The 13,836-nt window shown below is 59.9% G+C and carries 12 protein-coding genes; 8 read left to right on the top strand and 4 right to left on the bottom strand.

Annotated elements, in window-relative coordinates; all coding sequences use genetic code 11:
• The first annotated feature begins 25 nt into the window (after nucleotides 1-25).
• Complete coding sequence (locus FAA97_RS18290) at nucleotides 26-934, top strand: DMT family transporter (protein WP_136600010.1); 909 nt, start codon at nucleotides 26-28, stop codon at nucleotides 932-934.
• A 130-nt stretch (nucleotides 935-1,064) separates the two neighbouring features.
• On the opposite strand, the gene FAA97_RS18285 is transcribed toward FAA97_RS18290, so the two are convergent.
• Both FAA97_RS18285 and FAA97_RS18280 read right to left on the bottom strand, forming a co-directional pair.
• On the bottom strand, nucleotides 1,065-1,742 hold the full coding sequence (locus FAA97_RS18285; protein ID WP_136600009.1) for a Crp/Fnr family transcriptional regulator: 678 nt from the start codon (nucleotides 1,740-1,742) through the stop codon (nucleotides 1,065-1,067).
• Between the two features lie 94 nt (nucleotides 1,743-1,836).
• On the bottom strand, nucleotides 1,837-2,205 hold the full coding sequence (locus tag FAA97_RS18280; RefSeq protein WP_136600008.1) for a hypothetical protein: 369 nt from the start codon (nucleotides 2,203-2,205) through the stop codon (nucleotides 1,837-1,839).
• A gap of 299 nt (nucleotides 2,206-2,504) precedes the next feature.
• On the opposite strand from FAA97_RS18280, the gene FAA97_RS18275 reads away from it, so the two are divergent.
• The 7 genes from FAA97_RS18275 (at nucleotide 2,505) to FAA97_RS18245 (ending at nucleotide 10,045) form a co-directional block, all read left to right on the top strand.
• Nucleotides 2,505-3,215, top strand: coding sequence for a FadR/GntR family transcriptional regulator (locus tag FAA97_RS18275; protein WP_136600007.1), 711 nt, complete (start codon nucleotides 2,505-2,507; stop codon nucleotides 3,213-3,215).
• Between the two features lie 57 nt (nucleotides 3,216-3,272).
• Entirely contained in the window at nucleotides 3,273-4,247 is a 975-nt protein-coding gene (locus FAA97_RS18270) for a sialic acid TRAP transporter substrate-binding protein SiaP (protein ID WP_136600006.1), read from the top strand.
• Nucleotides 4,248-4,317: 70 nt separating this feature from the next.
• Nucleotides 4,318-4,893 carry a TRAP transporter small permease gene (locus tag FAA97_RS18265; protein WP_136600005.1) on the top strand — a complete coding sequence of 192 codons (576 nt, stop codon included), beginning with the start codon at nucleotides 4,318-4,320 and terminating at the stop codon, nucleotides 4,891-4,893.
• A 3-nt stretch (nucleotides 4,894-4,896) separates the two neighbouring features.
• Nucleotides 4,897-6,303, top strand: a complete 1,407-nt coding sequence (locus tag FAA97_RS18260; RefSeq protein ID WP_136600004.1) for a TRAP transporter large permease — start codon at nucleotides 4,897-4,899, stop codon at nucleotides 6,301-6,303.
• Between the two features lie 63 nt (nucleotides 6,304-6,366).
• Nucleotides 6,367-7,437 (top strand): L-idonate 5-dehydrogenase, encoded by a 1,071-nt coding sequence (locus FAA97_RS18255; protein ID WP_136600003.1) that lies wholly within the window; start codon nucleotides 6,367-6,369, stop codon nucleotides 7,435-7,437.
• Complete coding sequence (uxuA, locus tag FAA97_RS18250) at nucleotides 7,434-8,633, top strand: mannonate dehydratase (protein WP_136600002.1); 1,200 nt, start codon at nucleotides 7,434-7,436, stop codon at nucleotides 8,631-8,633. Before FAA97_RS18255 ends, uxuA begins: the two co-directional genes overlap by 4 nt.
• Nucleotides 8,634-8,635: 2 nt before the next feature.
• Entirely contained in the window at nucleotides 8,636-10,045 is a 1,410-nt protein-coding gene (locus tag FAA97_RS18245; RefSeq protein ID WP_136600001.1) for a mannitol dehydrogenase family protein, read from the top strand.
• A 198-nt stretch (nucleotides 10,046-10,243) separates the two neighbouring features.
• On the opposite strand, the gene rhaI is transcribed toward FAA97_RS18245, so the two are convergent.
• Nucleotides 10,244-11,536, bottom strand: coding sequence for an L-rhamnose catabolism isomerase (rhaI, locus tag FAA97_RS18240; RefSeq protein WP_136600000.1), 1,293 nt, complete (start codon nucleotides 11,534-11,536; stop codon nucleotides 10,244-10,246).
• Between the two features lie 82 nt (nucleotides 11,537-11,618).
• Nucleotides 11,619-13,715, bottom strand: coding sequence for a bifunctional rhamnulose-1-phosphate aldolase/short-chain dehydrogenase (locus FAA97_RS18235; protein WP_136599999.1), 2,097 nt, complete (start codon nucleotides 13,713-13,715; stop codon nucleotides 11,619-11,621).
• Nucleotides 13,716-13,836: the final 121 nt, after the last annotated feature.

The raw sequence follows: 13,836 nt of genomic DNA, 5'->3' as shown, positions 1-13,836 counted from the left end.
ATGCTAGAACTCAGCGACGGTGACCATGACGATCGAGAGCAGCGCAAACGCGGATCCACTCAACCGCCCTGCCCTCGGCATCTTCCTACGCATTCTGTCTGGTGCGCTTTTTGCGGCCATGGCTGTGTTCGTCAAAGCGGTGTCTGTCGATGTGCCGGTGGGACAGATCGTTTTCTTCCGGTCGGCCTTCGCGCTTATTCCCCTCGTTGTTTTCCTCTGGATCAGAGGTGAGTTTCCCGGCGGACTGGCGACAAAGCGTCCGCTCGATCACCTGCTGAGATCGGCACTCGGTACCGCCGCCATGTTTGCCTCCTTTGCCTCGATTGCCCGCCTGCCGCTCGCCGAGGCAACCCTTTTGGGCTACCTCTCGCCCGTCTTCACGGCTATCGCCGGTGTGATCATTCTCTCCGAGCGGGCAACGGTCTGGCGGGCAGCCGGTGTGCTTCTGGGAACGGTCGGCGTGGTGGCGCTCGTCTGGCCTGAACTCGGACAGACGGCAGCGGACGAAACCCGTCTGATCGGCTACGGCTTCGGACTCTTGATGGGGCTGCTGACCGCATTCGCCCTGATCATGGTTCGCAGCCTGAGCCGGACAGAAAGTCCGGGCGCCATCGCCTTCTATTTCGTCGTGGCGTCCATGGCCGGTGGCATCGCAACGCTGCCATTCGGATGGGCTACGCCGAGCCTGAACCAATTGCTGTACCTGGTAGGTGCCGGCATTTTCGGAGGCTTTGCACACATCTGCATGACGCTCGCATTCCGCTACACGGAAGCCTCGCGCCTTGCGCCCTTTGAATATCTGGCGATCGTGTGGCCGATCCTTGCCGATCTCATCCTGTTCGGCGAGCCGCTGACGCATCCCTTTCTGCTCGCCTTGCCACTGGTTCTGTCAGGCGCCGCCGTTGCGGCGCTTGAGGCAAGGCGGCGAGCATAAACCCTTCGCTGACTGCACAGTTTCGCTTTCCATCCCTGCCGCTTTTAAAACAAATGGCATGGCAGGCCGCCATCTCCAGGCCGCCATCTCCAGGCTGCCAACGAACAGGAGCAAGGTTTATGGCAGCCCTTCAGGCGACGCCGGCCGACGCGGCCCCATCCGCAATCGCCTGAAGAGCTGGAAGATCCAGGAGCGTAACAATCTCGGGATCCTCGAAATCGATCAGACCAGCCCGCTTCAAACGGGTGAACCAGCGGCTGACTGTCTCCAGTGACAGACCTAGCCAATCGGCAAGATCGCCGCGGCCGAGATAGAGATTGAAGATGCGGCATCCACGATTGACGCGTTGGGCGCGCGCAAAGCGCGCTGACAGATCAAGAATGGCGGTTGCCACACGTTCCGGTGCAGTCTTTCGTCCAAGCAACATGGTATGCGCTTCGATGCGCATCATCGCTTCGGCCATCGCGCTGTAGATCTTGCCAATCTCGTCGGCTTGATATCGCTCGATGTGGCAATAGCTGAGTGTTTCGGCGGTCATCCGGTTCCGATCGCCGAGAGGGATGCCGACCAAGCCGCCCGGTCCAACGATATCGACGATTTGACGGCGCCCGTCAGCGAGCGTCTGCGAGAGGGCTATGCAGCCTTGTGAGAGCCTGTACTGGGGACCCGCTGGCTCCCCTTGATAAAACAGAACGGTGCCGGGCGCGACAAAGTCGTGCTGCTTGAAAAAGCTGCTTTGCGGCCCCTGCGATACGGGGATACTGGATTGCGAGCTGGATGAAGTGCGGACTGGCAGGACGTGCAACATGACGTTTCCGGAGCTGGCCGGTCACGATGCATAGACATCCGCCGGCGACAAAACGAGATCGATCCGGACGATTGATGTCAAGTTCGGACCGGATTCAGATGGAATCCGGTACCGGTGGTGCACGCGGTGCAGTGTTCGGGCTAAATTCGCGGCGATAGCCCGTGTCATCGTGCTGACGCACCTCGATTTTCAAGGCGGCGACCATACGACGACCGACACGGTCCGTTGGTTCAGGCAGCAGCAGCGCGGAAGCAATCAGACAGGCGTCGCAGATAAAGGTCGCATCATGGTGCTGCCCGTCGCGATCATCCATCGACACGCACAACTCCGGAACCGTGCCGTCGGGCAGCACATAGGCGGCGACGTCATGCGGAGCGGCAACTGCCAAACCTGCCGGCGGCTGGTGTGACAGCCCGACAAGGATGAGCAGCAATGCGAGGATGATGCGAATAGCCCTATCCACGACGCCAATAGTCCCGGTTTCCATTGTTTCGAAGGCAGCCCTACCATGCCAAGGTCGGGAAAACGTTGATCTGGAACAAGGATCCTTGCAGGGAAGGAACAAAACATTCGGCAAGGCTACCCCCCAGAGGCGGAGGACCTTTTCAGGTCGACCTTCCGGCTGCCCACTACCCCCTACGCCCCTTACGAACATTCTTCAGCTGGCTAGCTTGACAGCAAGCCTGAAAAAAACCTTAATGAGAATTGGTCAGACAATCTGACCGGATGCGCATCGGGGAGTGATGCGTTGGGAGGCGTTTCATGTTCGTGGCTTTGGAGCCGCGCCGGCTTTATCGCCAGGTCGCGGAGCAGATCCGTATGCTGATTGAATCCGGTGAGTTGCAAGCCGGGTTCAGGCTTCCGCCTGAGCGGGAACTCGCCGATCGCTTTTCGGTATCGCGTCCAACGGTCCGCGAGGCTTTGATCGTGCTCGAGGTGGAAGGGCATATTCAGATCCGTATGGGTTCGGGTGTTTATGTCAGCAACCGCCCCCGACCACTCCCACATGTGCGGAGTGACGACAGCGAAGGGCCACTCGAAATTCTTCAGGCGCGCTGCCTGATCGAGAGTGGCATTGCTGAGGAAGCCGCGCGGTTGGCAAGACCGGAAAGCATCGCCCGTATCGACGCCATTCTTGAGCGCATGGAGGGGGCGCTTGACGATGGCGCGGTGGCTTTGGATTGTGACCGCGATTTCCATACGGCGATTGCAGACATCATCGGAAATTCGGCCCTGAAGCATTTCACCGGCCTGATCTACGATTCCCGCATGTCGCCTTACTTCAAGAAATTGGCCAGCTACTTTGAAGGCCCGCACACCTGGAAACTGGCACTCGAAGAGCATCGCATCATCCGCGACGCCATTGCGGCAAGGGATCCCGATGCGGCACGCGAGGCCATGCGGAGTCACCTGACGCTAGCACAGAAGAGATTCTCGGAAAGCTTTGAGGAGGAGCCGACCAGAGAAGACTGACCGTCCAGGCCTTGGGCCGGCGGTATTCCAAAAGTTCCGTTTCAATGGGAGGAATACATGAAACTGACACTTAAAACGCTTCTTGGAGCAGCGGCCGTCATTGTCGCATCCGCCGTTTCGGCCCACGCCGAGACTGTTCTGAAATGGGCCCATGTCTATGAGACATCCGAGCCCTTCCACACCGACTCTGTCTGGGCTGCAGAAGAAATCAACAAGCGGACAAGTGGCCGTTACAAGATCGATGTGTTCCCGGCCTCTCAACTCGGCAAGGAAGCCGATATCAATCAGGGTCTCAAGCTCGGCACCGTCGACATCATCATCTCGGGCTCCAGCTTCGCCGCGCGTGACCACAATCCGATCGGCGTCACCTATTACCCCTACATCTTCAGAGACCCGAGCCATCTCCTGGCCTATACGAAGAGCGACGTCTTCAAAAAGCTGTCTGCGGGTTACGAAGAAAAAACCGGCAACCGTATCGTTGCCGTCAGCTACTACGGAACGCGCCACACCACCTCGAACCGCCCGATCGCCAAATGCGCCGACATGGAAGGCTTAAAGATCCGCGTACCCGATGTGCCGGCCTATCTGGCGATGCCGCGCGCCTGCGGTGCCAACACAACACCGATCGCCTTTGCGGAAGTCTACCTCGCCTTGCAGAACGGTACTGTCGAGGCCCAGGAAAATCCGCTGACGACGATCGAGGCCAAGAAGTTCTACGAGGTTCAGAAGAACATCGTGCTCACCGGCCATATTGTCGACCATCTGAACACGCTCGTCTCCAAGTCGCGTTGGGCAAGCCTGTCTGAGGAAGACAAGGCAATCTTCAGCGAGGTCATGCTGGAAGCTGCAGCGCGGACCACCAAGACCATCGAGGCGCGCGAGAAGGCGCTGGTCGACGAGTTCAAGGCAAAGGGCATCACCGTTACCGAAGTCGACAAGGCCGATTTCGAGAAGACCGTGCTCGAAAAGGCAAAGTTCGAAGACTTCGGCTACGACAAGGCCGATTGGGAAGCCATCCGCGCCATCCAGTAATGGGTGCCGTCCCGACGTCTTTGAGGCGTCGGGACACCTGATTTTGATCCTATAGAATTGGAGCCGACCCATGACGGAGCAGCCGCACGCGCCGATCAGTGTGGAGGAGATGGCGCATGCTTTCGAAGAGGAAGCGGCACCAGTTGATCTATCCCATCATGCCATCGAGGACTGGTTCACACTCGTGATCTTCTGGGGCATGGGCCTGTCCGTATTCTTGCAGTTCTTCACTCGCTATGTCCTCAACAACAGCTTTTCCTGGACAGAGGAAATCGCGGCAAACTGCCTGGTTGTGGTCGTCTTCATGGGCTCGGTGATGTGTGTACGCACCATGCGGCATATCCAGGTGGATCTGTTGTACCGTTTCCTGCCCAATCGGCTGGTGAGGATCCTCGAATTGCTCGTCGATGCGGTCGGCATCGCCTTCTTCGCCTACATGACCTGGCTCATGTGGCGCTATCTCGAAATCGTCGGCGAAGAGCGCATGGTCACCGTCGACCTGCCGCGCGGGATCGTCTTCTACACCGTCTTTGCAGCCTTTGCGCTGATGTTTGCCCGCTCCGTCCATAACCTCGTGAAGGATCTGACGGGGCAAAGAACAACGCGCCAGAAAGCGCAGGACGAGATCAACGCAGGGGGGATCTGATACATGCTGCTTCTCATTGGTTCCTTTCTGTTTCTTTTGATCATCGGCACACCGGTTGCCGTCTCCATGGCCGTCGCTTCGCTTGCCTATCTCGTGGTCTATGGTGTTGCGCCTGATATCATCGCGGCCCAACGCATGATCGCCGGTGTGGAGAGCTTTCCGCTGATTGCGGTCCCCTTCTTCATTCTGGCCGGCAATCTCATGAACATTGCCGGGGTCACAGGCCGGATCTATCGCTTCGCACTGGCCCTCGTCGGCTGGATGAAGGGTGGCCTGGCCCAGGTCAACATCATCGGTTCGGTCGTCTTTTCCGGCATGTCCGGCACAGCACTTGCCGATGCGGCCGGCATCGGCACAATCGAAATCAAAGCGATGAAGGATCACGGCTATCCGGTTGAAGCGGCCGTCGGCGTGACTGCCGCATCTGCAACGCTTGGCCCGATCTTCCCACCGTCACTGCCCTTCGTCATCTACGGCATGATGGCCAATGCCTCGATTGGGGCGCTGTTCATGGCCGGCATCGTGCCGGGGGTCGTGATGACAATCCTGATGATGTTGACGGTCTACATATTTGCCAAGCGCAAGGGCTGGGGATCTGATACGCCATTCGAGCTCAAGCAGTTGATGGGCGCCTCACTGGAAGTGCTGATCGTTCTCGCCTTCCCTGTCGCCATTTACCTCATGATCCTGGCGGGTCTGTCGGTCAATATCTCGGTGCTGATCGGGCTTGCCGTGCTGGTGGCGCTGGACTGGTATTTCGACTTCTCCGCCGTCATGGCGTTGATGACACCGGTTCTCCTGATCGGCGGCATGACGATGGGTTGGTTCACGCCGACGGAAGCAGCTGTCGCCGCTGTCATGTGGTCGCTCTTTCTGGGCCTCGTGCGCTACCGCACCATGACGGTGCGCACACTCGCCAAAGCCTCCTTCGATACGATCGAGACGACGGCCTCGGTTCTCTTCATCGTCACGGCCGCCTCGATCTTTGCCTGGCTCCTGACGGTGAGCCAGGCGGCACAGCTATTCTCCGACTTCATGTTCAGCCTCACCGACAACTGGTGGACTTTCCTCATCATCGTCAACATCCTGCTTCTGGTGGTCGGGGCGTTTCTCGATACGATTGCGGCGATCAGCATTCTGGTGCCAATCCTGATGCCAGTCGCGGCACGCTATGGCATCGACCCAGTGCATTTGGGCGTCATCATCACGCTCAACCTGATGATCGGGCTGCTGACACCGCCCGTCGGGATGGTGCTCTTCGTGTTGTCGCGCATCTCCAAACTTTCGGTAGAAAAGACGACGCTTGCCATCCTGCCGTGGATGATCCCGCTGTTCATCGCACTTGGTCTCATCACCTTTATCCCCGCCATCACGATGTGGCTGCCAACACAACTCGGCCTGATCCGCTAAACCGCTGACCCGCCGGCATGCCCGGCGGACCGGTGTTCATCTGAAACGAAAGGTATTCGTGCGATGCACATTCGCGTTGCCCGTCTTCATGCAGAGCGCGACCTGCGCGTCGAGCACGACGAGGATCGCATCTGCGGTCCCGGAGAAGTGCGGCTTTCCATGGCCGCGGGCGGGATCTGCGGGTCCGACCTGCATTACTACCAGGATGGCGGATTTGGCCCCGTCCGTGTCCGCGAACCGATCATCGTCGGTCATGAGGGTTCCGGCTATGTCGCAGCACTGGGCGACGGTGTCTCCGATCTTGCGATTGGACAGCTCGTGGCGGTCAATCCGTCGCAGCCCTGCGGAGAGTGTGAGTATTGTCAGATTGGCCAGCCGATTCACTGCCTGGACATGCGCTTCATGGGCTCTGCCATGCGGCTGCCGCATGAGAACGGCATGTTCCGCGAGACACTGGTCGTTCCCGCCATTCAATGTCATCCGGTTTCCAGCGGCGTGACGCCGGGGGAGGCTGCTTGCGCTGAACCGCTTGCGGTCTGCCTGCATGCGGTGGCGCAGGCCGGTGACCTCTCCGGAAAGGCCGTTCTGGTCTCTGGTGCTGGGCCGATCGGCCTGTTGACGGTGGCCTGCGTGCGCCATGCCGGGGCACGCGAGATCATTGTCACGGATCTCACCGATGCCGCTCTGGCGCGCGCACCGGCCATGGGGGCGACACAGACGATCAATGTCGCAAGAGATCCGGATGCATTGACGCCATTTCAGAAGAACAAAGGTCACTTCGACGTTGTGTTTGATTGCTCGGCCGCCGGTCCTGCCCTGCGTTCCGCCTTTGCCGCCATCAAACCACGCGGCACCCTTGTTCAGGTCGGCGTTACCGGAGACATAACGATTCCGCTCAATGCTCTGGTGGGCAAGGAAATCACCTGGCGCGGTTCGCAGCGCTTCCATGCGGAGTTCAACACAGCCGTGGAACTGATCTCGACACGCGAGGTCGATGTGCGTCCGATCATCTCCCACAGTTTTCCCCTTGAGAGGGTAACGGAGGCCTTCAACCAGGCGGGGGACCGCTCCCAAGCCTGCAAGGTGCAGATCACATTTCAACAGCTTGATGAAAGCGCGAGGAACGGGAAATGAGACACACGTGGCGCTGGTTCGGCCCGATCGACAAAGTCAGCGTGAAGGATGCCGCCCAGGCCGGCGCTGAGGGCATTGTTTCGGCACTGCATCACATTGCAACTGGCGAGGTTTGGCCAGAAGACGAGATCGCCCGGCGGCACGAGGCGATCGAGGCTGGTGGACTGGTCTGGGATGTGGTTGAAAGCATTCCTGTGTCGGAGGACATCAAGACCCAGTCAGGCGAGTGGAAGCACCATATCGCCAACTGGCAGGAAACGCTCAGGCGCCTCTCCACCTCCGGCATTCGCACTGTCTGCTACAACTTCATGCCGATCCTCGACTGGACGCGCACCGATCTGCGCTGGGAAACCGGCCATGGCGCGAGGGCCATGCGTTTCGATCTCGTCGATTTCGCTGCCTTTGACATTCACATCCTGAAGCGGCCTGCCGCTGCGGCCGACTATCCGGACTGGCTGACAGAAGAAGCCACACATCGGTTTTCCGGCATGCCCGACGCCCGCATCCTGGCGCTCGGCAAGAATATCGGTGCCGGCTTGCCCGGTTCGGCCGACGGCTACACGCTCGATCAACTGCTGGAGAAGCTGCGTTCCTATCACGGGATCGATCGTCATCGGCTGCAGCAGAACCTCGTTGATTTCTTGAGCGAAGTAGCACCGGTGGCAGAAGAGGTTGGCATCAACATCTGCGCGCACGGCGATGATCCGCCTTGGCCGCTGCTCGGTCTGCCACGCATCCTGTCGACGGAGGCCGACTATGCCCATATGCTTGATGCCGTCGACATCCGCGCGAATGGCGTGACGCTTTGTACCGGATCGCTTGGAGCGCGTCCCGACAACGACCTTCCTTTCATTGCAAAGCGCTTTGCCGATCGCATCCATTTCGTCCATCTGCGCAATGTCACCCGCGACACGGATACGGTGCCCTGCTCCTTCTTCGAGGATGAGCATCTGGAAGGCGCGACCGACATGGTCGCGGTGATTGCCGCGCTGGTGTCGGAAGAGGCACGACGACGCAAGGAGGGCCGCGCCGATCATCAGATTCCCATGCGCCCGGACCATGGACAGGAGATTCTCGATGACATCACGCGCGGCGCGCAACCGGGCTACCCAGCTATCGGTCGATTGAAGGGGCTGGCAGAGCTTCGCGGCATTGAGCGCACGCTTACCCATGCCCGCTACGGACTGGGAGTATGAAGATGGACCGACTATCCAGAGGCACGCGCCTGCCATCGACCGTGCACCAACCGCAATTCGACCGGTCGAAGCTTATGCCGGGCATCGTGCATATCGGCCTCGGGGCCTTCCACCGCGCGCATCAGGCGGTCTTCACCCAGCGTGCTCTGGAGCGTGACTTCGGACCCTTTGGGATTGTGGCCGTCAACCTGCGCTCGCCCGAGCCCGTCGAAGCCTTGGCGGCGCAGGACGGGCTCTATTCCATTACGACGCGCAGTGAAATGGGGGATCGGTCGGAAATCATCGGCGCAACCGTGGACTGGATGTGCGCAGCAACCGACCGGGACCGTGTTCTGGCAGTACTGGCCGATCCGGCTATCCGAGTGGTGACGATGACCGTGTCCGAAAAGGCCTATGGCCTTGATCCGGCAACCGGCGGGCTTAACCTCGCACATCCGGCCGTCGCAGCAGACATCAAGACCCCGCAAGCCCCCACAGGCGTGCTCGGTTACATCGTCGAGGGGCTTGCCCGACGCCGTGCAGCAGGCGCCTCGCCCTATACCGTGCTATGCTGCGACAATCTTCCATCAAACGGAAGGGTTGTTCGCCGCCTGGTGCTGGAAATGGCCGCCTTGCGTGACGCGGCGCTGGCCGATTGGATAGCAACATACGGTCGCTTCCCCTGCTCAATGGTGGACCGCATCGTACCGGCCGCCACCGATGCCACGCGAGATCGCGCCGAAAACCTGCTTGGCGTGCATGACGCCCTGGCAATCGATACCGAACCGTTTCTGCAATGGGTCATCGAGGATGACTTCGTCTCCGGCCGCCCAGCCTGGGAGGCCGGTGGCGCAATCTTTGCCGATAATGTCGAGCCCTACGAGAAAATGAAGCTCAGATTGCTGAATGGCACCCACACGCTTCTCGCCCATCTCGGCATCCTGGCGAACCTCGATTACATTCGTGACGTCATGGCCATACCGGAGCTTGCAGCAAGGGCACGCACGCATATGGAAGAGGTGGTCTCGACGCTCGATCCCGTTCCGGGCATCGACCTGCCGGCCTATATCGATGAGCTCGTGGCGCGCTTTTCCAATCCGACCATCGACCATCGCAACATCCAGATTTCGCTCGACACGACGCAGAAGCTGCCGCAGCGATTGCTTTCGCCCGCCGTCGACGCGCTGGCCGGCGGAGAGACCGGTGCCGCAACGGCCTATGCGGTGGGTGTGTGGATGGCAGCGGTCAAAAAACGGGGTGAGTGCGACGACCCTCGTCGGCATGAGGTGCTTGCCGCCGCGGCGAAGATGGACGGACCAGACCCGTCGGCTGCCTTCTTTGCTATTCCCGGCTTGTTCCCCCCGGAATTGCTCGCTGCACGCGGTTGGCGAGACAGGGTCAATGCCGCCATTCAGTCGTTCAATGCAGGCTGACTTGTTGTTCAAACCTGTTTGAATGCAGCCAAGTCCGCCGGAAGGCGCGATGACCTCCTCCTCAACGGGGAAAGGTCGGCGCCGTCTTTCACCCTCGGCAATGAGGTGAGCGGGCTGACAAACCTATACGGCGGCGGTCATGATACGCCGGCTGGGCTTGACCAGCCGGCCACCAACGCTCGGCCTCGAAGGAGAACCCTAGACAATCCCGCCCGAGCCACCCTTCACCGCCGGCCGCTCGGCGGCAACCTTGGCCCGGTAGCCGCTTGCCCGGTATGTAGCGACCGGATCGATCGCACCGCCGGCACGGCGACGTGCTTCGGCAAGGATCGCCTCGACGTCGGTGCGGTAGGCACGCTTCAGCGTCTCAGACGCCATCAGCGCATCATTGCCATTCTGGTAGCCTTCCAATTCCACGCGATCGACCAGCAAGGCCTGCGCATAGGCGCGTCGGATTTCATTGGCGCTGGAGATCAGGCTTTCGATCGGATCCGTCACATTATGGCTTTGGTCGATCATGTGGGCGGGGTGGAAGCCCTTGACGCCGCGATGCTCGGCGTCAACCAGCTCGTTGAACACCAGGAACAGGCGATAGGGTTCGACCGAACCGGCATCGAGATCGTCATCGCCATATTTGGAATCGTTGAAGTGGAAGCCGCCGAGCTTGCCGAACTGGATCAGCCGCGCGACGATCATTTCGATATTCGTATTCGGCGCATGATGGCCGAGATCGACCAAGCAGAAAGCCTTCGGCCCCAGCGTCTGGGCGATCAGGAAGTTCGTGCCCCAGTCCTGCACGACCGTCGAATAGAAGGCCGGCTCGTACATCTTGTGTTCGGAGAACAGACGCCAGTCGTCCGGCAGCGCCTTGTAGATATCGGCCATCGAAGCGAGGTAGCGTTCAAACTGGCGGGTGAAGTTGCTCTGGCCGGGGAAGTTCGAGCCATCGCCGAGCCAGACCGTCAGCGCCTTGGAGCCGATCGCATTGCCGATCTCGATGCATTCGATGTTGTGTTCGATAGCCTGCGCGCGGGTTGCCGCATCCACATGGCTGAGCGAACCGTATTTGTAGGACCTCGCCTGATCCGGCGTATCGGAGAAAGTGTTGGAATTCATCGCGTCGAAACCGAGACCGAGTTGCTCGCCCTTCGCCTTCAATTCCTTCGGATCGGTCTTGTCCCACGGAATATGCAGGGAGACGGTCGGGGTCGCGCGGGTCAGCTCATTGATGACAGAGCAATCCTCGAGCTTGTCGAAGATATGACGCGGCTCGCCGAGACCCGGGAAACGGGCAAAACGCGTGCCGCCGGTGCCCACACCCCAGGAGGGAACGGCCACGAAGAATTCGGCAACCTTGGCGGTGACCGCCTCGATATCGATATTGCCGCGCGCCAGTTTTTCACCCAGAGCCGCGTAATCGGATTTGAGCGCAGCTGCGCGCTTTTCATTCTCGGCCGAAATCACGTCGGCTGCGATTTTCTGATCGGTCATTATTTCCTCCCAAAGGGTTGCCCCTCTTCCGGCTGCCATCCCCCTCCCCCGCATCACGGGGGAAAGGGTCTGCACAAGTCAATTATCGCGTGAAGCTCTGGGCGTTGCCGGCATCGACATTGATGATGTTGCCGGTCGACTTGGCCGAAAGATCGGACGCCAGGAAATAGATCGCTTCGGCGATGTCTTCCGGGAAGACGTTGAGCTTCAGCATCGAACGCTTGCGGTAATGTTCCTCGAGATCGTCCACCTCGATCTTGGAGGATGCCGCACGCTGTTCACGCCATTCGCCGTTCCAGATCTTCGAACCGCGCAGGACCGCATCCGGATTGACGGTGTTGACGCGGATGCCGGCATCCGCCCCTTCCAGCGCCAGGCACCGGGCGAGATGGATTTCGGCAGCCTTGGCCGTGCAATAGGCCGAGGCATTCGGCGATGAGGCAAGACCGTTCTTTGACGCGACGAAGACGACATTGCCGCCGAGGCCCTGACGCCGGAACAGGCGGAAAGCTTCGCGCGACACGAGGAAATAGCCGGTCGCGAGAATGTCGATATTCTTGTTCCACATCGCAAGCGTCGTATCTTCGACCGGAGCCGACGAAGCGATACCCGCATTCGACACCAGAATGTCGACGCCGCCGAATTCGACCGATGCTTCGAGGAAGGATTGCAGAACTGCATCTTCCTTGGTCACGTCGAGCTGAACCGAACGCACCGCATCGCCGCCATGGCGCTTGGAAAAATCGGCCGTGGTATCCGCAAGCGCCTTGGCATCGATATCCGCCAGCACCACGCAGGCACCTTCTGCGACCAGCCGTTCGGCCGTGGCGCGGCCGATGCCGCCGGCACCGCCGGTGACGAAGGCAACCTTGCCGGCAAGGCTCTTCGGCTTCGGCATGCGCTGGAGCTTCGCCTCCTCAAGCAGCCAGTATTCGATGTCGAAGGCTTCCTGTTCCGGCAGGCCCTGATATTCGGAAACCGTCGAGGCGCCCTTCATCACGTTGATCGCGTTGACGTAGAATTCGCCGGCGATGCGGGCGGTCGCCTTGTCCTTGGCGAAGGACAGCATGCCGACGCCCGGCACGAGGAAGATCACCGGATTGGGGTCGCGGATCTTGGGCGAATTGTCGTGCTTGCAGGCCTCATAATAGCGCGTGTAGTCGGCGCGGTAGTCTTCCAGCGCCTTGTCGAGACCGGCAAGAACCGCTTCGACATCCGGCTTGGCCGGATCGAAATCGACGATCAGCGGACGGATCTTGGTGCGCAGGAAGTGGTCCGGGCAGGACGTGCCAAGCGCGCCGAGCGGCTGAAGCTGCTTGGAGTTGACGAAATCGAGCACGGCATCCCGATCGTCGAAATGACCGAGCTTGCGCTCCGCCTTGCCAATCCGGCCACGGATTTCCGGCATCAGCCTTGCCGCAATGGCGCGGCGCTCCGCAGCCGGCAGGCTTGTGGAATTGGCGCCGCCGAAGATCACCTTGCCTTCGGTTTCCTTGGCAAACCACTCGATCGCCTTGTTGATGATTTCAAGCGTCAGCAGGTAGCAATCCTTGGCGTCGTTTGCCCAGGTGAAAAGACCGTGGCTTTCGAGCACGACACCCTTGGCGGTCGGATTGGCCTTCACGAAGGCTTCAAGGTCGAGACCGAGCTGGAAGCCCGGACGGCGCCAGGGCAGCCAGCCGATATCGGCGCCAAAGATCTTTTGCGTCAGTTCCTTGGAATTCTTGGAAGCCGCAATCGCGATGATCGCGTCCGGATGCATGTGATCGACATGCGTGAACGGCACGAAACCATGCAGCGGCGTATCGATCGAGGCTGCACGCGGATTCAGGTTGAAGGTGCAATGGGGCAGGAAGCCGACCATGCGGTCTTCGTCTGCCACGCCCTTGTAGATGCCCTTCAAGGCTTCAAGCTTGTCCTGATAGAGGGTGGAGAAGCCGTCGAGCTTGATCGTGCCGACATCGCCGCCCGAGCCCTTGACCCAGAGAACCTTGACCTTTTCGCCGGTCAGCGGATCAGTTTCGATCACTTTTGCAGACGTATTGCCGCCGCCGTAATTGGTGATGCGCTTGTCGGCACCGAGCAGGTTCGACCGGTAGAGCAGCTTGCCGGGCTCATCGAGCCCCGCGGCATAGGCATCGTCCCAACGGCTTTCGAGAAGGCTGGTTTGGCCCGACATGACATCCTCCCTAATAATGATTCATGGGCCGAACAGACGAACCCATCTCCTTCTTGCCCGCTGGTATCGCGCATGGATCTCATCGTTGTCAATCATATTCGATCAATTCTTTTCATTGTGC

Origin of the sequence: Peteryoungia ipomoeae (genome assembly GCF_004912165.1) — a bacterium.
GTDB lineage: Bacteria > Pseudomonadota > Alphaproteobacteria > Rhizobiales > Rhizobiaceae > Allorhizobium > Allorhizobium ipomoeae.
Note: the sequence above shows the minus strand (reverse complement) of the source record. Positions and strands in the feature narration are given on the sequence as shown.

Bases quoted from the DNA above. Each gene is read 5' to 3' on its own strand.
- FAA97_RS18290 (WP_136600010.1), top strand. From the start codon at position 26: ATGACGATCGAGAGCAGCGCAAACGCGGATCCACTCAACCGCCCTGCC.
- FAA97_RS18285 (WP_136600009.1), bottom strand. From the start codon at position 1,742: ATGTTGCACGTCCTGCCAGTCCGCACTTCATCCAGCTCGCAATCCAGT.
- FAA97_RS18275 (WP_136600007.1), top strand. From the start codon at position 2,505: ATGTTCGTGGCTTTGGAGCCGCGCCGGCTTTATCGCCAGGTCGCGGAG.
- FAA97_RS18270 (WP_136600006.1), top strand. From the start codon at position 3,273: ATGAAACTGACACTTAAAACGCTTCTTGGAGCAGCGGCCGTCATTGTC.
- FAA97_RS18265 (WP_136600005.1), top strand. From the start codon at position 4,318: ATGACGGAGCAGCCGCACGCGCCGATCAGTGTGGAGGAGATGGCGCAT.
- FAA97_RS18260 (WP_136600004.1), top strand. From the start codon at position 4,897: ATGCTGCTTCTCATTGGTTCCTTTCTGTTTCTTTTGATCATCGGCACA.
- FAA97_RS18255 (WP_136600003.1), top strand. From the start codon at position 6,367: ATGCACATTCGCGTTGCCCGTCTTCATGCAGAGCGCGACCTGCGCGTC.
- uxuA (WP_136600002.1), top strand. From the start codon at position 7,434: ATGAGACACACGTGGCGCTGGTTCGGCCCGATCGACAAAGTCAGCGTG.
- FAA97_RS18245 (WP_136600001.1), top strand. From the start codon at position 8,636: ATGGACCGACTATCCAGAGGCACGCGCCTGCCATCGACCGTGCACCAA.
- rhaI (WP_136600000.1), bottom strand. From the start codon at position 11,536: ATGACCGATCAGAAAATCGCAGCCGACGTGATTTCGGCCGAGAATGAA.
- FAA97_RS18235 (WP_136599999.1), bottom strand. From the start codon at position 13,715: ATGTCGGGCCAAACCAGCCTTCTCGAAAGCCGTTGGGACGATGCCTAT.